General features: G+C 66.9%; 19 protein-coding genes. 8 read left to right on the top strand and 11 right to left on the bottom strand.

What is annotated here, in order from left to right; genetic code table 11:
• Position 1 precedes the first annotated feature (1 nt).
• From O3305_RS05750 to O3305_RS05720, 7 genes are all read right to left on the bottom strand, one after another.
• Positions 2-298: a DUF2849 domain-containing protein gene (locus O3305_RS05750; RefSeq protein WP_269575535.1), complete on the bottom strand. Its 297-nt coding sequence runs from the start codon at positions 296-298 to the stop codon at positions 2-4.
• Positions 295-1,080, bottom strand: a complete 786-nt coding sequence (gene cobA / locus O3305_RS05745) for a uroporphyrinogen-III C-methyltransferase (RefSeq protein WP_269575534.1) — start codon at positions 1,078-1,080, stop codon at positions 295-297. Before cobA ends, O3305_RS05750 begins: the two co-directional genes overlap by 4 nt.
• Positions 1,081-1,146: 66 nt before the next feature.
• Entirely contained in the window at positions 1,147-2,445 is a 1,299-nt protein-coding gene (locus O3305_RS05740; RefSeq protein ID WP_269575533.1) for a glycoside hydrolase 5 family protein, read from the bottom strand.
• A gap of 153 nt (positions 2,446-2,598) precedes the next feature.
• Positions 2,599-2,889 carry a TFIIB-type zinc ribbon-containing protein gene (locus O3305_RS05735; RefSeq protein ID WP_269575532.1) on the bottom strand — a complete coding sequence of 97 codons (291 nt, stop codon included), beginning with the start codon at positions 2,887-2,889 and terminating at the stop codon, positions 2,599-2,601.
• Positions 2,890-2,894: 5 nt separating this feature from the next.
• Positions 2,895-3,602 carry a Bax inhibitor-1/YccA family protein gene (locus O3305_RS05730; protein WP_269575531.1) on the bottom strand — a complete coding sequence of 236 codons (708 nt, stop codon included), beginning with the start codon at positions 3,600-3,602 and terminating at the stop codon, positions 2,895-2,897.
• Between the two features lie 357 nt (positions 3,603-3,959).
• Positions 3,960-5,375, bottom strand: coding sequence for a succinylglutamate-semialdehyde dehydrogenase (gene astD / locus O3305_RS05725; RefSeq protein WP_269575530.1), 1,416 nt, complete (start codon positions 5,373-5,375; stop codon positions 3,960-3,962).
• A 99-nt stretch (positions 5,376-5,474) separates the two neighbouring features.
• Positions 5,475-6,839, bottom strand: a complete 1,365-nt coding sequence (locus O3305_RS05720; RefSeq protein ID WP_269575529.1) for a protein adenylyltransferase SelO family protein — start codon at positions 6,837-6,839, stop codon at positions 5,475-5,477.
• A gap of 18 nt (positions 6,840-6,857) precedes the next feature.
• Between O3305_RS05720 and O3305_RS05715 the strand changes: the two genes are divergently transcribed.
• From O3305_RS05715 to O3305_RS05705, 3 genes are all read left to right on the top strand, one after another.
• Positions 6,858-7,721: an alpha/beta fold hydrolase gene (locus O3305_RS05715; RefSeq protein WP_269575528.1), complete on the top strand. Its 864-nt coding sequence runs from the start codon at positions 6,858-6,860 to the stop codon at positions 7,719-7,721.
• A 107-nt stretch (positions 7,722-7,828) separates the two neighbouring features.
• The gene (locus O3305_RS05710) at positions 7,829-8,962 is read left to right on the top strand and encodes a glycosyltransferase family 4 protein (protein WP_269575527.1); all 1,134 of its coding nucleotides are present in this window, start codon (positions 7,829-7,831) and stop codon (positions 8,960-8,962) included.
• 66 nt (positions 8,963-9,028) lie between these two features.
• A complete protein-coding gene (locus O3305_RS05705) occupies positions 9,029-10,432 on the top strand; it encodes an NAD(P)H-dependent flavin oxidoreductase (RefSeq protein WP_269575526.1) in 1,404 nt (467 codons plus the stop codon).
• Between the two features lie 50 nt (positions 10,433-10,482).
• On the opposite strand, the gene O3305_RS05700 is transcribed toward O3305_RS05705, so the two are convergent.
• Both O3305_RS05700 and O3305_RS05695 read right to left on the bottom strand, forming a co-directional pair.
• Positions 10,483-10,884, bottom strand: a complete 402-nt coding sequence (locus tag O3305_RS05700; RefSeq protein WP_269575525.1) for a PilZ domain-containing protein — start codon at positions 10,882-10,884, stop codon at positions 10,483-10,485.
• Positions 10,885-11,088: 204 nt separating this feature from the next.
• Entirely contained in the window at positions 11,089-12,087 is a 999-nt protein-coding gene (locus tag O3305_RS05695) for a 2-hydroxyacid dehydrogenase (protein WP_269575524.1), read from the bottom strand.
• 99 nt (positions 12,088-12,186) lie between these two features.
• Between O3305_RS05695 and O3305_RS05690 the strand changes: the two genes are divergently transcribed.
• Positions 12,187-12,663 carry an SH3 domain-containing protein gene (locus tag O3305_RS05690; RefSeq protein ID WP_184165581.1) on the top strand — a complete coding sequence of 159 codons (477 nt, stop codon included), beginning with the start codon at positions 12,187-12,189 and terminating at the stop codon, positions 12,661-12,663.
• Positions 12,664-12,753: 90 nt separating this feature from the next.
• Here the strand turns inward: O3305_RS05690 and O3305_RS05685 are convergent, their stop codons facing one another.
• Together O3305_RS05685 and O3305_RS05680 are read right to left on the bottom strand one after the other, a co-directional pair.
• Positions 12,754-13,038 (bottom strand): hypothetical protein, encoded by a 285-nt coding sequence (locus O3305_RS05685; RefSeq protein WP_269575523.1) that lies wholly within the window; start codon positions 13,036-13,038, stop codon positions 12,754-12,756.
• Positions 13,039-13,136: 98 nt separating this feature from the next.
• Positions 13,137-14,324 carry an acetyl-CoA C-acyltransferase gene (locus tag O3305_RS05680; RefSeq protein ID WP_269575522.1) on the bottom strand — a complete coding sequence of 396 codons (1,188 nt, stop codon included), beginning with the start codon at positions 14,322-14,324 and terminating at the stop codon, positions 13,137-13,139.
• Positions 14,325-14,429: 105 nt separating this feature from the next.
• On the opposite strand from O3305_RS05680, the gene O3305_RS05675 reads away from it, so the two are divergent.
• From O3305_RS05675 to O3305_RS05660, 4 genes are all read left to right on the top strand, one after another.
• Positions 14,430-15,242, top strand: a complete 813-nt coding sequence (locus O3305_RS05675) for a prepilin peptidase (protein ID WP_269575521.1) — start codon at positions 14,430-14,432, stop codon at positions 15,240-15,242.
• Positions 15,243-16,649: a coniferyl aldehyde dehydrogenase gene (locus tag O3305_RS05670; RefSeq protein ID WP_269575520.1), complete on the top strand. Its 1,407-nt coding sequence runs from the start codon at positions 15,243-15,245 to the stop codon at positions 16,647-16,649.
• Between the two features lie 416 nt (positions 16,650-17,065).
• A complete protein-coding gene (locus O3305_RS05665; RefSeq protein WP_269575519.1) occupies positions 17,066-17,515 on the top strand; it encodes a MarR family winged helix-turn-helix transcriptional regulator in 450 nt (149 codons plus the stop codon).
• A gap of 79 nt (positions 17,516-17,594) precedes the next feature.
• Entirely contained in the window at positions 17,595-19,628 is a 2,034-nt protein-coding gene (locus O3305_RS05660; RefSeq protein WP_269575518.1) for a malate synthase G, read from the top strand.
• The last annotated feature ends 103 nt before the right edge of the window (positions 19,629-19,731 follow it).

The raw sequence follows: 19,731 nt of genomic DNA, 5'->3' as shown, positions 1-19,731 counted from the left end.
GTCAGATCACCCAGCTGCCGGCATTGGGGTCGGCGGGCTTGAGGGTCAGGTCCGGGCGGACGGTGGGGCCGAGCGCGCGGATGCGGTCCTTGATATGCGCGGGGCGCGGGCCCTCGGGCGTAAGGGTCGCGTCGATCACATAGGGGCCGTTGACGCGGCGCGCGCCCTCCTCGGCATGGGCGATCGCCTCGCCCTGGTCGCCGACATCGACGGCGTCCTCGACATGGCGCGACCAGCCCGAGCCGGTCCACCAGGTGACGTCGCCGCTGGCGAGATCGTTGCCGGTGAGCAGCTTCATGCCAGCGCCTCCGCCGCCTTGGCCCATTGGCCGAGCTTGTCCTGGGCGTCGGCCAGCATGACGACTTCGCCGACGATGATGATCGCGGGGCTCTTGACCTTCTCGCGGCTCACCATCGGCCCAAGATCGGCGAGGATGGTGCGCAGCGCGCGGCTGCCCTCCAGCGTGCCGCGCTCGAGCACGGCGACGGGCATGTCGGGCGAGACGCCGTCGTTCATCAGCTTCTCGCTGATGTCCGGGCAGGTGGCGACGCCCATGTAGATCACCAGCGTGCGGCCCTTGCCGGCCAGGCCGGACCAGTCCTGCTCGGACAGGCCCTTGCACTGGCCGGCGACGAAGCTGACCGCGCTCGACCAGTCGCGGTGGGTGAGCGGCAGGTTGACCTCGGCGGCAGCGCCGAGCGCGGCGGAGATGCCGGGGACGACTTCCACCGGGAGCCCGGCGGCGCGCACGGCTTCGACTTCCTCGCCGCCGCGGCCGAAGATGAACGGGTCGCCGCCCTTGAGGCGCACGACGATCGCGCCTGTCTTCACATGCGCGACGATCAGCGCGTTGATCGCGTCCTGCGGCACGGTGTGCTTCGAGCGCGACTTGGCGACCGAGATGCGGTGGGCCTGGGGCGCGAGATCGAGGACGCGGGGATCGACAAGGCCGTCATGGACGAGCACGTCCGCCTGCTTGAGCGCCTCGACGGCGCGCACGGTGAGCAGGCCCGGATCGCCCGGGCCGGCACCAACGAGAATCACGCGCCCGCGCGCGGTTGGATCGAGAAGGGTCGCCATCAGTGGCAGATGCGCCCCGACACCTTTTGCTTCAACCGACGCTTGCTTGGCCCCGGCCTAGCCAAACTATACCGGGGCGAGGGCTTTCGCATGGGCGGCCACCACCGCCCGTGTGCTCGCATCGCTGTCGAACACGCCGTACCAGCCCTGCGGTTCGTGCGGCGGGTCGCCGAGCCAGGCGGTGTCGCCGGGCTTGAAGCGGTGGTCGCCGTGCACCGGGCGGCCTTCGCCGTTCCATGCCCAGAAGTTCGAGCCGGCGATGATGCCCGGATTGGCCTCCACCGCGTCGTAGATCAGCTTGTAATAGCCGTCCTTGAAGCTGGTCGCGCTCTCCGGATCATAGCCGCCACCGTCGCGGGGGTAGCCGAATTCCTCGATCACAAGCGGCTTGCCGATCTCGGTCGCCAGCGCGATGTGCTGAGCGATATACTCGCGCACTTTGGCGAAGCTGGCGTCGTTGGTGCCGGCAATGTTCCTGGCATCGACCCAGCCCCAGTTGAGCGGCCAGATATGCGCGGTGAGATAGTCGATCTCGGGGAAGGCATGCGCGGCCTTGTAGACATCGGCGCGCTCGATCGAGCCCTTGAGGCCCTCGCTGCCGGTCGAGACGAGGTGCCTGGGCGAGAGCGACTTGATGAGCTTCGCGGTGCTCTGGATCCAGCCATTATACGCAGCGAGGAAAGGCTCGGCGGACTTGGGGCTGCCGCCCGGGCGCGGTTCGTTGGCGAGCTGCCAGGCCATGATCGTGGGGTCGCCGGCATGGCGCTTCACGGTGGCGCGGACATAGTCGTGGAAGAGGCCGACCGCCTCGCTGTTCGCGTAGAACTGCGCGGTCATGTCCGGGAATTCGGGCCAGGGATGCGCGGGGTCGTTCATGTCGAGATACTTCCCGCCATTCACCCAGGACAGGTAGGTCATCATCCCGCCCGACCATTCCCAGAAATTGGTGAGGTAGAGCACGGCCTTGATGTCGCGCTTGCCCATCTCGGCGAGCGCATAGGCCAGGCCATCGACCAGCGCCGGGTTCCAGGCGTTGCCCCGGGTGCGGAAGGCGGGCTTCACCGAGTTCTTGAGCGGCGAATCCTCGGCCGAGGCGGCGATGCGGAGGTTGCGCACGCCGATGCCAGCCAGCGTGTCGAGTTCGCGGCGGAGGCGGTCGCGATTGCCCCAGGGCGCGTCGGCACCCAGCCATGCGGCGTACCACATGTTGCTGCCGGCGAAGCGATAGGGCTTGCCGCCGAAAAGGAGGCCCTTGCCCTTGCGGGCGACGAAGTCGCCGGGGGCGCTTGCGGTTGCGGGAAGGGGGAGTGCGGCGGCGCCCAGGGCGGCAGCGGTCGATCCGAGCACGGACCTGCGGGTAATCATGGTCTTCCTCCCCTGTTAGCGATCACATGATAGCCAGTGTGGCGCGGGGAGGAAGTGGGGTTGGACGGGGCGCGACCCTCGCAGGTGAGGGGGGGAAGGGCCGCGCTCCCGTCCGCCCGTGTGACTGCGCCGTGCACACGGGCTGGGAAAGGATCAGTCGAACAGTTCCTCGAGGAACGACTTGCGGCGCTTCGGCGGATATTTCCCGCCGCCATGGCCGTAGCCGGCACGATCGTCGTAGCGCGGGCGCTCTTCGCGATATTGCGGCTGTGGCGCCTGGGCCTGAACGGGTGCCGCCGGAACGGCGCTCCGCTCGATGATCTTGTCGAGCTCGCCGCGATCGAGCCACACGCCGCGGCAGCTGGGGCAATGGTCGATCTCGATCCCCGAGCGCTCGACCGGCACCAGCACGGTGCCGTCGACGGGGCAGGTGAAGCTGGCCATGCCGGTTACTCCCTCTCGCCGACCAGGTTCAGCAGCAGCTGGAACATGTTGATCAGGTTCAGGTAGAGCGAGAGCGCGCCCATGATCGCCAGCTTGTCGGCGGCTTCGCTGCGGCCGTAATAGGCATATTCGCTCTTCAGGCGCTGCGTGTCCCAGGCGGTGAGGCCGGCGAACACGCCGATGCCGACGATCGAGAGCAGGGTCTGCAGCATCGTCGAGCCGATGAAGACGTTGACGATGCTCACCAGCACCACCGCGATCAGGCCGACGAACAGGAAGGTGCCCATGCCGGTCAGGTCACGCTTGGTGGTGTAGCCGAACAGGCTGAGCGCCAGGAACATCGCTGCGGCGGCGAAGAAGGCCATGGCGATGCTCTGCCCGGTGAAGACCAGGAAGATGCTCGCCATCGACACGCCCATCACGCCGGCAAAGGCGAAGAAGGCGGTGCGGGCGCCGGCGGTGCTCATCCGCTCGATGCGGAACTGGAAGAAGAAGATGAAGGCGAGGGGCGCGAACATCGCCACCCACTTGAGCGGCGTGCCGAAGATCAGCGCGACCAGCACCGGCGTGTTCGCCACGGCGAGCGCGACGAGTCCGGTGATCGCCAGACCGATCCCCATGTTGCGATAGATGCCCAGCATGTGCTGGCGCAGTCCCTCGTCAAAGCGCGCCGCGGCAGCGCCGGTGCGGGGGATCTGGTAAAGAGGGTTCACGTGCGAAAACTCCAATCGAAGCAAGTTCGATCGAGCGGCACCCGGCTCAGGCTTGGTGGGGAGGGAAGGGGGAGTACCGTCCAAACCTGCACCGAGCGCGCTCGATGCGGTCCGACATCACGAGGGCTTTGAAAGCCCTCGCCAGAGGGGCCCGGTCCGCAAGGGATAATCTAGGGGGCGGTTATGGCCGCTTCAACGACGCGACGGTAACAAAGTGTTGCTGGGCGCGGCCCCTTGAGGTGGCTGTGCTCAGCCTTGTTGTTCCCCGGCGAAAGCCGGGGCCCAGGGTAATAGAGCGGCACGGCAGAGAAACCCTGGGCCCCGGCTTTCGCCGGGGAACCAAGAAGTCCAGCTGGCTCAGGCGTCGCGCAGGCCGATGCCCATCGAGGCGCGGGAGGATTCGCTCTCCGAGGAGACCACCGGATAGGCGCAATAGTCGGCGGCGTAATAGGCGCTGGGACGGTGGTTGCCCGACCAGCCCACGCCGCCGAACGGCGCCGCCGAGGACGCGCCGTTGGTCGGGCGGTTCCAGTTGACGATGCCGGCGCGGATGTTCGCCCAGAACTGATCGTAGAGCTTGGGATCCTGCGAGACCAGGCTGGCGGACAAGCCGTAGCGCGTGTCGTTCGCCTCGACGATCGCCTGCTCGAAGCTGTTCACCCGGAAGACCTGGAGGATCGGGCCGAACAGCTCGACATCGACCTTCTCCTTCGCCTCGGTCATGTCGATCATGCCAGGGGTGAGGAAGGGGCGGCCCTCGATCGGGCGCTCCATGTGGCGCAGCGGCCGGCCGCCCATGGTGGAGAGGGCAAGGAAGCTCTCGGTGAGCATGTCGGCGGCGTCATTGTCGATCACCGGCCCCATGAACGGGGCGGGATCGGCATGCGGCTCGCCGATGATGAGACGGCCGATCAGCTTGTTGAGCTCGGCCATCAGCGGATCGTAGAGCTTCTCGTCGACGATCAGCCGGCGGCCGGCGGTGCAGCGCTGGCCGGCGGTGGTGAAGGCGGACTGCACGACGAGCACGGCGGCCGAATAGAGATCGGGCGTGTCCCACACGACAATCGGATTGTTGCCGCCCATCTCGAGCGCGAGGATCTTCTCGGGCCGGGTGGCGAACTGGCGGTTGAGCGCGATGCCGGTATTGGCCGAGCCGGTGAACAGCAGACCGTCGATATCCGGGTGGCCGGCCAGCGCCTTGCCCTCGTCCGGACCGCCGATCAGCAGGCGGACACAGCCCTCCGGAATGCCGGCGGCGTGATAGCAATCGACCAGGAAAGCGCCCGAGGCCGGGGTCTTCTCCGACGGCTTGAACACCACTGCGTTGCCCGCGAGCAGCGCCGGGACGATATGGCCGTTGGGCAGGTGGACCGGGAAATTGTACGGCCCGAGCACCGCCAGCACGCCGTGCGGCTTGTGGCGCAGCGCCAGCCGGGTGTTCATCGGCGCATCGATGCGGCGCTGGCCGGTGCGCTCCGAATAGGCGGTGATCGAGATATCGACCTTGGCGATCACCGTCTCGACTTCGGTGCGCGCTTCCCAGAGCGGCTTGCCGGTCTCACGCGCGAGCAGGTCGGTGAAGGCATCCGCCTTTTGCCGCACCACGTTCGCGAAGCGGCGCAGCGCTTCGATCCGATAGGCAAGGGGATGGGCGGCCCAGGCGGCCCAGCTGGCGCGCGCAAGGGCGACTTCCTTGTCGGCGTCTCCGCTCATCTGGCGCCACAGCACGGCGCCGGTTGCGGGTTCGGTCGAGATGATTTCCGTGCCGGGCATCGATGTAGGGGAACTTGGTCTTTCAGGAAGGTTCAGGCGCTCTTGCACCAATTTTCGCGGCGAGGCCAGTGCCAGGCCCCGGCACGTTTCTGACGATGGCTATGCCTTATCGGAACCCCCAAGGGCCTCCGCCATCCGGCGGATCGCCGCCACCTTGGCGTGGAGAGGCCCCCAATCGTCCGACTCGGCGATCGACGCCCAGATCGTCTCGACTTCGTCGATCAGCATCGAGCAGGGCGTGCCGCTCCAATAGGCGTGATCGCGGGCCTTGCGGGGCTGGTAGAAGGCGAGCTGGCCGCGCAGATCGTCGAATGCTTCGCCATATTCCTCGGGCAGCGTGCCGCCGAACGCATCGAAGAAGAACTGGTCGATCGGCGTGAGCGTCTCCGCCAGTGCCTTTTCGAGCACGCCGGCGAGCACCCGGTCGGCCTCGGCGCTGCGCGGGGCGACGCCGAGCCGCCAGAGCAGCGCGGCGGTCACTTCGCGCTGATAGACTTCGGCAAAGCCCTCCATCGCCGCGATCAGCGGCTCCTCGTCGGCGATCTGGCGCAGCGCGATGGCGAGCTGCATCACGTCCCAGTAGATCGCCTCGGGCTGGCGGCCGAAGGCGTAGAGCCCGGCATGGTCGAAATAGGCGGCGGTGAAGCCCGATTCCCAGAAGGGAGCGAAGCGCCACGGGCCGTAGTCGAAACTCTCGCCGGTGACGTTGATATTGTCGCTGTTGAGCACGCCGTGGACGAAGCCGGCGGCCATGAAGCGCGCGGCCATCGTCGCGGTGCGCCTCGCGACATGGGCGAGCAGCCGGGCGGGAGCGTCCTCGCCGGGTTCCTCGCCATAATAGTGGCGCAGCACATAGGCGACGAGGCGCTCCATCGCCTCGGTCTCCTGGAAATGGGCGAGGCGCTGGAAGGTGCCGATGCGGATATGGCCGTGGCTCATCCGGACCAGCACCGAGGAGCGGGTGGGCGAGGGCTCGTCACCGCGGTGCAGCTCCTCGCCGGTCTCGATCAGCGAGAAGGTGCGGCTGGTCTCGACATTCAGCGCCTCTAGCATCTCGGTGGCGAGGATCTCGCGGACACCGCCCTTGAGGGTGAGTCGGCCGTCGCCGAAGCGGCTGTACGGCGTCTGGCCCGATCCCTTGGTGCCGAGGTCGAGCAGCCGGCCCTGCACGTCGGTCATCTGCGCGAACAGGAAGCCGCGGCCGTCGCCGATCTCGGGGTTGTACACGCGGAACTGATGGCCGTGATAGCGCAGCGCCAGCGGAGTCGGGAGACTGCCCTTCAGCGGTTCGAAGCGGCCGAAATGAGCGATCCATTGCTCGTCCGACAGGCCGTCCAGCCCGACCTGCGCCGCGGCGCGGTCGTTGCGGAAGCGCAGGATGGTCTGCGGGAAGCGTGCGGCTGCTACGGGATCGTAGAAGCTGTCGCCGAGTTCGAGGATCGCCTGTTGCGGAGTGAAGTCCATGCAGCGATATGGGGAAGGATGGCCGAGCGACGCAACTATTCCGACGGTTTCTGGTGGTCGCGGGACGGGATTCGTCTCCACTATCGCGAATATGCAGGCCCGGCGGACAAGCCGCCGGTGCTGTGCTTCCCGGGGCTGACCCGCAATGCGCGCGACTATGAGGCGCTGGCCGAGCGGCTGGCCGGGCAGTGGCGCGTGCTGTGCGTCGAGTTCCGCGGGCGCGGCGAGAGCGGATATGCCAAGGACCCGATGTCCTATGTGCCGCTCACCTATTTCCAGGACGTCGAGGCGCTGCTCGAGGAGCTGAAGGTCGAGAAGTTCGTCGCGGTCGGCACCTCGCTGGGCGGGCTGGTGACGATGCTGCTCGCCGCCACCGAGCGCGACAAGCTGGCGGGCGTGGTGCTCAATGACGTGGGCCCCGAGATCAATCCGGCCGGGCTGGCGCGGATCCGCACCTATGTCGGCAAGGCGGTGTGGTACCCGACCTGGATGCACGCGGCGCGCGGCGTCGCCGAGGGCAATGCCGATGTCTATCCGGACTATGGGATCGAGGACTGGCTGCGCATGGCCAAGCGGCTCTACCGGGTGAACAGCTCGGGGCGGATCGTGCTGGACTATGACATGAAGATCGCCGAGCCGTTCCGCGTGCCGGGCAACGAGACCGGGCCGGACATGTGGCCGACGATCGAGGCGATGAACGGCCGCCCGCTGCTGATCGTGCGCGGCGAGCGCTCGGATATCCTGAGCGAGGATACCGCCGAGCGGATGGTGGCGCGGGTGCAGGGTGCCGAGCTGGTGACGGTGCCGGGCATCGGCCATGCACCGACGCTGGAGGAGCCGGAGGCGGTGGCGGGGATCGAGCGGCTGCTGGCGAAGATTTGATCGCCGTCACGACGCGGGCCGGGATTCCGTGGCACGTGTCGAACTCTTGCCGCGCGATATCCTGGCTTTCGCCGGGATGACGGATTGACTATCGAGCCATTCCAACGATGCCCATCCACATCCTCCATCTCCATTCGACCTTCAACCTCGGCGGCAAGGAAGCGCGCGCCGTGCGGCTGATGAATGCGTTCGGCGACAAGGCGCGGCACACGATCGTCTCGGCGATGCCCGACCAGCTCGAGGCGCGGGCGATGATCGCCCAGGGGATCAAGTACGAGATCGCGCTGGATCCGCCGCCGCTCTCCGGCAAGCCGTCCGCGAAGCGCTATGAGGCGATCGCGCGCTACATGCGCCGGTTCGACCTGGTGCTGACCTATAATTGGGGCGCGATCGACGGGGTGATGGCGGCGCGCGTGTTCGGCAAGGGCCTGCCGCCGGTGATCCACCACGAGGATGGGTTCAACCAGGATGAGGCCGAGCGGCTCAACCCGGTGCGCAACATGTATCGCCGGATCGCGCTGCCCGCCGCCAACGCGCTGGTGGTGCCTTCCGAAGTGCTGGAGCGGATCGCGCTGAAGCACTGGCGCCAGCCGGCCGAACGGCTGTTCCGCATTGCCAACGGCATCCCGACGATGCAGTTCGCCGGCAAGCCCGATGTCGAGCTGATCCCCGAACTCAAGAAGAAGAAGCCCGGCACGCTGGTGGTCGGTGCCGTGGCGGGGCTACGGCCGGTCAAGGACCTGCCGATGCTGGTCCGCGCCGTCGCCGGGCTCAACACGCGCTTCAAGCTGGTGATCGTGGGCGAGGGGCCCGAGCGCCAGGCCATACTCGATGCCGCCGAGGCAATGGCGATCGAGGATGACGTGATCCTGCCCGGATTCCTGCGCGAGCCGCATCGCTATATGGGGCTGTTCGACGTGTTCGCGCTCTCCTCGAAGAGCGAGCAGGCGCCGCTTTCGGTGCTCGAGGCGATGGCCGCCGGATTGCCGGTGGTCGCGCCGATGGTGGGCGACATCCCTTCGATGGTCGGCGACCGCAACCGCCACTTCCTGCCCCCCGAGCGCAGCGAAGTGGTGCTGCGCGACCGGATCGACATGTTCGTGAAGCATCCCGAGGAGCGCAAGCTCGTCGGCGAGGAGAACCGCGCGCGCGCCCGTGCGTTCTACGATGAGAGCGAAATGATCGCCGCCTATGCGCGGCTCTATGGCGCCGCAATGGGACGACCTGACGCACTGCAATAACGAATGTTGCTCGCTTGTTGCGTCCAATGCGTCTAGCGTCGCCCGAATTTTTAGTCTGGAGGTTCTGTGTTCAAGGGTCTGTCGCCCATCCTGTACAACGGCCGCGAGGTCTGGCCGATCGTCGAGGGGGGCAAGGGTGTGGCTGCCACCAACCACGCCAGCGCAGGCGCCTGGGCCGCCGCGGGCGGCATCGGCACGGTCTCCGCGGTCAATGCCGACAGCTATGATGCCGACGGCAAGATCATCCCGCAGATCTACAACGCACTAACGCGCCGCGAGCGCCATGAAGAGCTGATCGCCTATGCGATCGAAGGCGCCGTCCAGCAGGTCAAGAAGGCCTTCGAGATCGCCGGCGGCAAGGGTGCGATCAACATCAACGTGCTGTGGGAAATGGGCGGTGCGCAGCGCGTGCTGCACGGCGTGCTCGAGCGCACCCGCGGCATGGTGGCCGGCGTCACCTGCGGCGCGGGCATGCCCTACAAGCTCAGCGAGATCGCGGCGTCGTACAACGTCAACTACCTGCCGATCGTCAGCTCGGGCCGCGCCTTCCGCGCGCTGTGGAAGCGCGCCTATTCCAAGGCGAGCGAATGGCTGGCGGCGGTGGTCTATGAGGATCCCTGGCTTGCCGGCGGCCATAACGGCCTGTCGAATGCCGAGGACCCGTTGCAGCCCCAGGACCCGTATCCGCGCGTCAAGGAACTGCGCGCGGTGATGCGCGAGGGCGGCATCTCGGACGATGTGCCGATCGTGATGGCCGGCGGCGTCTGGTTCCTGCGCGACTGGAACGACTGGATCGACAATCCCGAGCTCGGCAAGATCGCCTTCCAGTTCGGCACGCGCCCGCTGCTGACCCAGGAAAGCCCGATCCCGCAGGGCTGGAAATCGAAGCTGACCCAGATCGAGGAAGGCGAAGTGCTGCTGCACCGCTTCTCGCCGACCGGCTTCTATTCGAGCGCCGTGCGCAACCCGTTCCTGCGCAACCTCGAAGCGCGCTCGGAGCGCCAGATCCCCTATTCGACCGAGGAAGCGGGCGACCACACCTTCCAGCTCGATGTGGGCGTGAAGGGCAAGAATTTCTGGGTGACGCGCAACGACCTGCTGCGCGCGCGCCAGTGGTTCGGCAACGGCTTCACCGCCGCGCTCAAGACGCCGGACAACACTTTGGTGTTCGTCACGCCCGAGGAGCAGCAGATCATCCGCACCGACCAGAAGGACTGCATGGGCTGCCTTAGCCAGTGCGCCTTCTCGTCCTGGGCGGATACCGAGACCAACTCGACCGGGCGACTGGCGGACCCGCGCAGCTTCTGCATCCAGAAGACGCTGCAGGACATCGCGCATGGCGGCCCGACCGACGAGAACCTGATGTTCGCTGGGCACGCTGCCTATCACTTCAAGCGGGACCCGTTCTATTCGAACGGTTTCGTGCCGACGGTGAAGCAGCTGGTGGACCGGATCCTGACGGGCGACTAAGGGCGATCGAGGGGTTTCCTGCGTGGCTTAGGCCACGTCTTGGAAAGTCGTCAGGAAGCTTCGGTCAAATCCGCCGTGGCGGTGTCGCGGCGGCTCTGGCCGCGGATGAGGTCGATGCCGGCACGCAGCCAGCTCTGGAAGATGCCTGGTGAGGTATCGGCCGGCAGCGCCGGGGCCGGTACCTGCGGCTCGTTGTTCCGCGCCGCGCGGTTGCTGCTGATGGCCAGGGTTTCGTTGGCGGCGCGTAGCAGGGCGTTGAAGTTCAGCCGCTCGATCAGCTGGATGCCGAGCGTCTTGCCCTTCACCCACACGACCCGGCCGACCATCGCCAGCGAGGCCCGGCGGACCTCGACATAGGTTCCCGGCCTGGGCGGGAACGGCGCCAGCAACATCATGCCATGCGGCGAGATGTTGCGGATGGTTACGTCAGACCATCCTCGCTTGCTGCGCATCTGGGCGGGAATGACGACCTCCCGCCTCGATTCTCTCGGCTGCATTCAAGTCCCCCTTGCGGTGCACCCTATAGGTGGCTTTGCGTAGGGTATAACTACGTGGAAATGCGTTTACCGAGGACTTGCTGACCTTGGTTAATTGGACGGAAGATGCTCCGGATTGGAGCTATTGTTCCAGATAATCCAAAGTATTTATAAGATAAACTACACCCAGCCATCGAGTACTTGGTCGGGCGGGCGATGTCCGTCGGACCAGGCACGGATATTCGAGATCACCTTCACGCCCATGTCCTCGCGGCCCTCGAAGGTGGCTGAGCCGAGGTGCGGGAGCAGCACGACATTATCCAGCGCGATCAGGCGCGGATCGACGGCGGGCTCGCCCACATAGACGTCGAGCCCGGCACCGGCGATGCGGCCCTCGGTCAGCGCCGCGATCATTGCTTCATTATCGACGATTTCGCCGCGGGCTGTGTTGATCAGCCAGCCTTTGGGGCCAAGCAGGTCGAGCCGGCGCGCGTCGATCAGGCCACCGGTGGTATCGGTATGCGGGGTGTGGATGGTCAGTATGTCCGCCGCCTCGATCATCGAATCGAGCTCGCCATGCCAGGTGGCGCCGAGCTGTGCCTCGAGCACCTGGGGCAGGCGGTGGCGATTATGGTAATGGATCTGCAGGCCGAAGGCACGGGCGCGGAGCGCGACGGCCTGGCCGATCCGCCCCATGCCGAGGATGCCGAGCTTCTTGCCGCCGATGCGGTGGCCGCGCATCGAAGTGGGTGCCCAGCCCTTCCACGCGCCCTGGCGGACCAGTTCATCGCCCTCGACCAGCCGGCGTGGCACGGCGAGAACCAGCGCCATCGCCATGTCGGCAGTATCCTCGGTCAGTACGCCGGGAGTGTTGGTCACGGTGATCCCACGCTCGCGGGCGGCCTTGAGATCGATATGGCCGACGCCGGCGCCGTAATTGGCGATCAGCCGGAGGCGATCGGGCGCGGCCTGGATCAGCGCGGCATCGACCCGGTCGGTAACGGTGGGCACGAATACGTCGCAATCGGCCATCGCGGCGGCGAGCTGATCGCGGGTCAGGGCCACGTCACCGGGATTGGTCGCCGCATCGAACAATTCGGCCATGCGCGCCTCGATGCTCTCGGGCAGCGCGCGGGTGACGATCACCCGGGGGCGGGAAGGGCGCGGGCCTTGTGCCATAAAAGGCGGCTTGGCCGGTGCAGGGGCGCCAGTCAACGGTTGATGGCGAGGGGCTGCTCAGGGTAAACGGTTCCCACACACAATATTCATGGGGGTCGCATGCGTTTCGGGAAATGGGTCGTGCTCGGCGTCGTCGCGCTGGGGCTGGCCGTTCCTGCATTCGCACAGCGCAAGACGCCCTATTTCGTTTCGATCAAGGCCGAGAAGGCACGGATGCGCACCGGGCCGGGGCGCAACTATCCGTCGAACTGGCTCTACCAGCGCCGCGGGCTGCCGCTCAAGGTGATCGACATCTATGGCGAGTGGCGCAAGGTCGAGGATCCCGACGGCACCCAGGGCTGGATGCTGGCGAACCTGCTCGACGATGTGCGTACCGCGATGGTGATCGGCACGGTGAGCGAGATGCGTGACGCACCGCGCTTCAATGCCCGCGTAAGCTGGCGCGCGGCACCGGGCGTTGTCGGCCGGGTGAGCCGCTGCGCCAGCGGCTGGTGCTGGTTCGACGTCGCCGGACGCGGCGGCTATATCGAGCAGAGCCATATCTGGGGCACCGATCCGGGTGAGGCGGTGAACTGATCTCGCGCCGGATTATGCTTCAGATCTATTTGCGATGAGAAAGAACCTGACGAGCGTGTCAGGCAAAATCCTACATTGGAAGAGGCTAAATCACGCCAGCTTGTAGGGCGTGGGATCGCCGCGTTCGGCGATCAGCTGGCGGCGGGCTTCGGTTCGGGCTTCCTCGTACCAGGCGCGGGCGGTTTCGGGGAGCGAGGCCAGGATCGCTTCGTCGGGCTCCACGGCGATGCGGGCGACCAGCTGGTCGGGCTCCACACCCATCAACGGCGCGAGGAGGCGCATCGTACGGGCGCGCAGACGGAATTCGAAATCGTCGAGGCGCGCCGATTCGACCTCGGCCTTTTTGAGCAGCGCGCCTCGCAAGTCGAAGACCATTATACCTCCTGGTTCCCCGGCGAAAGCCGGGGCCCAGGGCCAGGAACGATGTCGCTTGTGACCCTGGGCCCCGGCTTTCGCCGGGGAGCAGTTCAAGTTCAGTCCAGCAATTCCACTGCCATCGCGGTGGCTTCGCCGCCGCCGATGCAGAGCGAGGCGAGGCCGCGACGGGCGCCGCGCGTCTCCAGCGCCGAGAGCAGGGTGGCGAGGACGCGGGCGCCGCTCGCGCCGATCGGATGGCCGAGCGCGCAGGCGCCGCCATTCACGTTGAGCACGGCGTGATCGAGGCTCAGCTCCTTCATCGCGATCATCGCGACCGCCGCGAACGCCTCGTTGACTTCGAACAGGTCGACATCGCTGATCGCCCAGCCGGCCTTTGCCAGCGCCTTCTTCATCGCGAAGACCGGGGCGGTGGTGAAGCGGGCCGGGGCATGGGCATGGGCGGCATGCGCGACGACGCGGGCGACGGGCGTGAGGCCGAGCTTCTCGGCGACGCTCAGCCGGGTCATCACCAGCGCGGCGGCGCCGTCGGAGATCGACGAGGCGTTGGCGGCGGTGATCGTGCCGTCCTTCGAGAAGGCGGGCTTGAGCGTGGGGATCTTGGCCGGATCGCCCTTGGCGGGCTGCTCGTCGGCGGCGACCTGGACCACGCCCTTGCGGGTCTTCACCTCGACCGGCACGATCTCGCGATCGAAGGCGCCGCTCGCCTGGGCGGCCTTGGCGCGCTCGAGGCTGGCGATGGCGAAATCGTCCTGCGCCTGACGGGTGAACTGATATTCCTGCGCCACTTCCTCGGCGAAATTGCCCATCAGCTTGCCGGGTTCATAGGCATCCTCGAGCCCGTCAAGGTACATGTGGTCCTTGAGCACGTCATGGCCGATGCGCGCGCCGGCGCGGTGGCGCAGCGAGATATAGGGGGCGTTGGTCATGCTCTCCATGCCGCCCGCGATCAGCATGTCGACCGAGCCGGCGGCGAGCGCCTCGGCGGCCATGATCGCCGCCTGCATGCCCGAGCCGCACATCTTGTTCACCGTGGTCGCCTCGATGTGATTGGGCAGGCCGGCCTTGAGCGCGGCCTGGCGCGCCGGAGCCTGGCCGAGGCCGGCGGGGAGGACGCAGCCCATGTAGATCCGCTCGATCGCCTCGCCCTTCAGCCCGGCGCGCTGGACCGCGGCACCCACCGCGGCGGCGCCCAGATCGGTGGCGGAAGCCTCGGTCAGCGCCCCCTGGAAGCTCCCCATCGGGGTGCGGGCATAGGAGGCGATGACGACGTCGTCGGCGGACATTTGGGATCCTCTCATTGGTTTGGGTCCATCTAGTATCGGAAGTGATCGTTTGCAAAAGTGACACGCTGCGGCATGACGGGGCCATGGAGCGGATCGGGGTGGCGAATGACGATTGACCCGGTCTGGGGATGGGCCGTGCTGCTGGGGGTGCTGGGGCTGGTCTTCGGCAGCTTCATCGCGACGCTGGCGATACGCTGGCCCGCCGGAAAAGCGATCACTACCGGACGCTCTGCCTGCGATGTTTGCGCCAAGGGGCTGCGCGCCGGTGAGCTGATCCCGGTCCTGAGCTATCTTCTCCAGCGCGGGCGCTGCCGGGGATGCGGTGCACCGATCCGCGTACAGCACGTCCTGACCGAGATGGTGGGGGGTGCAATCGGCGTTGCCGCGGCCATCGCCTCGCCCGATCCGGCGGGAGCCGCCGGCGCCGTGTTCGGCTGGCTGCTGCTGACGCTGGCGGCGCTCGACATCGAGGCATTGTGGCTGCCCAACAAGCTGACCGCGACGCTGGCGATCGTCGGATTGGCCACGGGAATCATCGGGTTACAGCCAATGTTGCAAGACCGGTTGATCGGCGGCGCAGCGGGCTTCGGGGTGCTGTGGATCGTCGCCTGGAGCTACCGGAGACTGCGCGGGCGCCAGGGACTGGGCGGCGGCGACCCCAAATTGTTCGGCGGCATCGGGCTGTGGCTCGGATGGCAGGCGCTACCTTTGGTGTTGCTTGCAGCCTGTTTGATCGGACTGGCGGGCGTGCTCGGGCTGATGCTGGGCGGGCGCAGGATCACCGCGACCGACCGGCTGCCCTTCGGCGTGATGCTCGCGACGGCCGCATTCGCGGTGTGGCTGGGGCAGGCGATCAACCCGCCGCCGCCATCCGCCGTTAGTGTCATACTGCAACACGATAAAGGGGAGGATCGATAGATGCGCGACCTGCTTGACGCCCAGCGTGCGGCCTTCATGGCCGAACTGCCCGTTTCGCTCGACAGCCGGCGCGACCGGCTGAAGCGCGCGATCGCGATGGTCTCCGACAATGCCGACAAGCTCTGCGACGCGCTGAGCGAGGATTTCGGGCATCGCAGCCGCGAGCAATCGATGATCACCGACATCGCTGCTTCGGTGGGGCCGCTCAAGCATGCGCTCAAGCATCTGGCGCGCTGGGCGAAGCCGGCACGCAAGCCGGTGCTGTTCCCGCTCGGGCTGCTCGGCGGACGCGGGCATATCGAGTACCAGCCCAAGGGCGTGGTGGGGATCATCGCGCCGTGGAACTTCCCGGTGCAGCTGGTGGTGAGCCCGCTGGCCGGCGTGTTCGCCGCGGGCAACCGGGCGATGGTGAAGACCAGCGAATACACGCCGGTGACCAGCGAAGTGATGGCCGAGCTGGCGGGGCGCTATTTCGACGCGACCGAGCTGGCCTTTGTCAGCGGCGGGCCTGAGGCGGGCAAGGCCTTTGCCGAGCTGCCCTTCGATCACCTGCTGTTCACCGGCGCTACCGGCATCGCCAAGCATATCCTGCACGCAGCGGCGGATAACCTCGTGCCGGTGACGCTCGAGCTGGGCGGCAAGTCGCCGGTGGTGGTGAGCCGCTCCGCCGACATCGCCCAGACGACCGAGCGGGTGGCACTGGGCAAGATGCTCAACGCCGGCCAGATCTGCCTGGCGCCCGATTACATGCTGGTGCCCGAGGAGAAGGAAGCCGAAGTGGTCGACGGCCTCGTCGCCGCGGCCACGCGCATGTATCCGACTTTGCTCTCCAACCCCGACTATACCGCGGTCATCAACGACCGGCATTATGAGCGGCTGACCGCCTGGATCGACGATGCGCGGGCCAAGGGTGCCGAAGTGATCGCGGTCAATCCGGCGAACGAGGATCTGGGCAGCTCCAATTCGCGCAAGCTGCCGCTCCACATCATCCGCAACCCGACCGACGACATGACGGTGATGCAGGAGGAGATCTTCGGGCCGGTGCTGCCGGTGCGGCGCTACGTGAAGGTCGAGGACGCGATCGGGGAGGTCAACCGGCGCGACCGGCCGCTGGCGCTCTATTATTTCGGCAAGGATGAGGGCGAGAAGCGCCAGGTGCTCGACCGGACGATCTCGGGCGGGGCGACGATCAACGACGTGATCTTCCATGTCAGCCAGGAAGAGCTGCCGTTCGGCGGCATCGGCCCGTCGGGCATGGGCGCCTATCATGGCGAGATCGGGTTCCGGACGTTCAGCCATGCCAAGGCGGTGTACAGCCAGCCGAAGCTGGACGTGGCCGGGCTGGCGGGGCTCAAGCCGCCTTATGGGAAGAAGACGCGGGCGGCGATCGCGCGACAGATGAAGTAGGCGAATCCAATCCTCCCCCGGAGGGGGAGGGGGACCAGCCGCAGGCTGGTGGAGGGGTATTCTCCACGGGCCATGTCGCTTGAGGCGCGCTACCCCTCCACCACCAGCTGACGCTGGCGGTCCCCCTCCGGGGGAGGATGGGGAATGGTCCACTTCGCCGCGAACTGAAGCGAGAGAGTGCCTTGTGCTATCGATCGGCGCGGGGATGTTGATCCGCCCGCCCATTACGCGCAAAAAAAGGCCGCCCCGAAGGACGGCCGTGAAAGTCTTAGGAGAGGATGCCTGAAAGGCCCGATCTTTGTGCATCGCAGCGGTTCATATCGCAAGTGCGTAATGTTACCGGTAGCATTGCAAAAAATGCAATTGGCCAACGTTGTCAGTTGCGAAAGCAGAAATACGATAAATGAGTGTGCGCCATGACCGTGCTTAAGCTGGACGACTTTCTGCCCTATCGCCTGTCGATCGCTTCGAACGCGGTGTCGGACGCGGTGGCCAGCGCCTATCGCGCGCTGTTCGGGCTCAAGATTCCCGAGTGGCGACTCGTGACGATCCTGGCCGAGGGCGGGGCGATGAGCCAGCAGGCGCTGTGCGGGCGGACGCGGATGGACAAGGTGACCGTAAGCCGGGCGGCGATCGCGCTGTCCGAGCGCGGGCTGATCAGCCGGGCGAGCAATCCGGGCGACCAGCGTTCCCATCTGCTGACGCTGAGCAAGGCAGGCTGGGAACTGTACGAGGAAGTGGCGCCCAAGGCGATCGAGCTGGAGAAGCAGGTGTTCGCCGGGTTCACCCCGGAGGAGCGCGTACTGCTGCGCGCGATGCTGGACCGGATCGAGGGCGCGGTGCAGGATCTGGAGCATAAGGCTTGATCCGGGGGACAGCTATCGCCTAAGCCGGGCGGGCCCTCCCCAGGCGAACACTTGAGTATCGTGTCGCAGGAGGATTTTCATGACCGTCATTCGTTCCGGCCTGTCCGTCGCCGAGCCGCTCGCGCGCTTCGTCGAGGAGCAGGTGCTGCCCGGGCTCGACATCGCGGCCGAGGGGTGGTGGGCCGGCGTGGCGGAGATCTTCGCCCGGTTCGCGCCGGAGAACCGGGCGCTGCTGGCCAAGCGCGATGCGCTGCAGGCGATGATCGACGTGAATCCGGGGCTGTCGGGCGACGAGAAGTTCCTGCGCGAGATCGGCTATCTGGTCGACGAACCGGCGCCGTTCGAGATCGGCACGCGCAACGTCGATCCCGAGATCGCGACCATGGCCGGGCCGCAGCTGGTGGTGCCGGCGCTCAATGCGCGCTTCGTGCTCAATGCGGCCAATGCGCGCTGGGGCAGCCTGTATGACGCGCTGTACGGGACGGATGCGCTGCCGGGCGCGGCGAAGCCGGGCGGCTATGATGCGGCGCGCGGGAGCCAGGTGATCGCCTATGCCAAGGCGTTTCTCGACAAGGCGGTGCCGCTGGCGAGCGGGAGCTGGGCGGAACTGAGCGGAGAGCCGGTGCTGGCCGAGCCGGTGCAGCAGGTCGGGCCCTGGCTGTTCCGGCACAATGGCCTGCACATCGAAGTGGTGATCGACCGGGAGCATCCGATCGGGCGTGACGATCCCGCCCGCATCGCCGATGTCGTGCTGGAAAGTGCGCTGACCGCGATCGTCGACCTGGAGGACTCGATCGCCGCGGTCGATGCCGAGGACAAGGCTGCCGCCTATGCCAATTGGCTGGGGCTGATGCGCGGCGACCTGGAGGAAAGCTTCGACAAGGGGGGGCGGACGCTGACCCGGCGGCTCAATCCCGATCGCGGCGCGCTGCCCGGCCGGGCGCTGCTGTTCGTCCGCAATGTCGGGCATCTGATGACTACGCCGGCGCTGCATCTTGCCGATGGCAGCCAGGCGCCCGAGGGCGTGCTCGACGCGATCCTGACCAGCACGATCGCGCTCTACGACATTCGCGGCATGGGCCGGTATCGCAACAGCCGGACGGGCTCGATCTACATCGTGAAGCCCAAGATGCACGGGCCCGAGGAATGCGGCTTCACCAACGATCTGTTCGATGCGGTCGAGGACCTGCTCGTGCTGCCGCGCCACACGATCAAGGTGGGCGTGATGGATGAGGAGCGGCGGACCTCGGCCAATCTTGCGGCGTGCATCCATGCGGTGAAGGACCGGATCGTCTTCATCAACACCGGCTTCCTCGATCGCACCGGCGACGAGATCCATACCAGCATGCGCGCCGGGCCGATGATCCCCAAGGGCGAGATGAAGGGGGCGGACTGGATCAAGGCCTATGAGGACCGCAATGTCCGCATCGGGCTGGCGTGTGGGCTGAGCGGCAAGGCGCAGATCGGCAAGGGGATGTGGGCGGCGCCGGACCGGATGGCCGACATGCTCGCCCAGAAGATCGCGCATCCGATGAGCGGGGCCAACACCGCCTGGGTGCCGAGCCCGACCGCGGCTACGCTGCATGCGCTCCACTATCACCAGGTCGATGTCTTCGCCCGGCAGGAGGCGATTGCCGGCGAGGCGATCCCGCCGCTGGCGCCGCTGCTCAGCGTGCCGCTGGCCGAGGGGCGCAACTGGCAGGCCGAGGAGGTGACGCAGGAGCTCGACAACAACGCCCAGGGCATCCTTGGCTATGTCGTGCGCTGGATCGACCAGGGGGTGGGGTGCTCCAAGGTGCCCGACATCCATGACATCGGGCTGATGGAGGACCGGGCGACGCTGCGCATCTCCTCGCAGCACATGGCCAACTGGCTGCTCCACGGGGTGGCGCAGGCGGCGGATGTCGATGCGGCGCTCAGCCGGATGGCGGCCAAGGTCGACGCGCAGAATGCGGGCGATCCGCTCTACCTGCCGATGGCGGGGAACGAGGATACGAGCCTTGCCTTCCAGGCGGCGCGAGCGCTGGTCTTCGAGGGGCTGGAGCAGCCGAACGGCTATACCGAACCACTTCTCCACAGGTTTCGCGCCGAAGCGAAGGCTGTAGCGCGCTGAAATCGCTCGCTATTCGCAAAAAGGGGGACCCAAAGCGCATTTGGGTCGTTACGCTTGCGAGAGGGCCGGGGTAGGAACGCGGCTCGAAAGGGAGCGCGTTGCG

This window comes from Sphingomonas sp. NIBR02145 (assembly GCF_027359115.1).
Classification (GTDB): Bacteria; Pseudomonadota; Alphaproteobacteria; order Sphingomonadales; family Sphingomonadaceae; genus Sphingomonas; species Sphingomonas kyeonggiensis_A.
Note: the sequence above shows the minus strand (reverse complement) of the source record. Positions and strands in the feature narration are given on the sequence as shown.

What these genes read in the sequence shown, in the direction of transcription:
- O3305_RS05750 (WP_269575535.1), bottom strand. Translation starts at nt 298, where the DNA reads ATGAAGCTGCTCACCGGCAACGATCTCGCCAGCGGCGACGTCACCTGG.
- cobA (WP_269575534.1), bottom strand. Translation starts at nt 1,080, where the DNA reads ATGGCGACCCTTCTCGATCCAACCGCGCGCGGGCGCGTGATTCTCGTT.
- O3305_RS05740 (WP_269575533.1), bottom strand. Translation starts at nt 2,445, where the DNA reads ATGATTACCCGCAGGTCCGTGCTCGGATCGACCGCTGCCGCCCTGGGC.
- O3305_RS05735 (WP_269575532.1), bottom strand. Translation starts at nt 2,889, where the DNA reads ATGGCCAGCTTCACCTGCCCCGTCGACGGCACCGTGCTGGTGCCGGTC.
- astD (WP_269575530.1), bottom strand. Translation starts at nt 5,375, where the DNA reads ATGCCCGGCACGGAAATCATCTCGACCGAACCCGCAACCGGCGCCGTG.
- O3305_RS05720 (WP_269575529.1), bottom strand. Translation starts at nt 6,839, where the DNA reads ATGGACTTCACTCCGCAACAGGCGATCCTCGAACTCGGCGACAGCTTC.
- O3305_RS05715 (WP_269575528.1), top strand. Translation starts at nt 6,858, where the DNA reads ATGGCCGAGCGACGCAACTATTCCGACGGTTTCTGGTGGTCGCGGGAC.
- O3305_RS05710 (WP_269575527.1), top strand. Translation starts at nt 7,829, where the DNA reads ATGCCCATCCACATCCTCCATCTCCATTCGACCTTCAACCTCGGCGGC.
- O3305_RS05700 (WP_269575525.1), bottom strand. Translation starts at nt 10,884, where the DNA reads ATGCGCAGCAAGCGAGGATGGTCTGACGTAACCATCCGCAACATCTCG.
- O3305_RS05695 (WP_269575524.1), bottom strand. Translation starts at nt 12,087, where the DNA reads ATGGCACAAGGCCCGCGCCCTTCCCGCCCCCGGGTGATCGTCACCCGC.
- O3305_RS05690 (WP_184165581.1), top strand. Translation starts at nt 12,187, where the DNA reads ATGCGTTTCGGGAAATGGGTCGTGCTCGGCGTCGTCGCGCTGGGGCTG.
- O3305_RS05685 (WP_269575523.1), bottom strand. Translation starts at nt 13,038, where the DNA reads ATGGTCTTCGACTTGCGAGGCGCGCTGCTCAAAAAGGCCGAGGTCGAA.
- O3305_RS05680 (WP_269575522.1), bottom strand. Translation starts at nt 14,324, where the DNA reads ATGTCCGCCGACGACGTCGTCATCGCCTCCTATGCCCGCACCCCGATG.
- O3305_RS05675 (WP_269575521.1), top strand. Translation starts at nt 14,430, where the DNA reads ATGACGATTGACCCGGTCTGGGGATGGGCCGTGCTGCTGGGGGTGCTG.
- O3305_RS05670 (WP_269575520.1), top strand. Translation starts at nt 15,243, where the DNA reads ATGCGCGACCTGCTTGACGCCCAGCGTGCGGCCTTCATGGCCGAACTG.
- O3305_RS05665 (WP_269575519.1), top strand. Translation starts at nt 17,066, where the DNA reads ATGACCGTGCTTAAGCTGGACGACTTTCTGCCCTATCGCCTGTCGATC.
- O3305_RS05660 (WP_269575518.1), top strand. Translation starts at nt 17,595, where the DNA reads ATGACCGTCATTCGTTCCGGCCTGTCCGTCGCCGAGCCGCTCGCGCGC.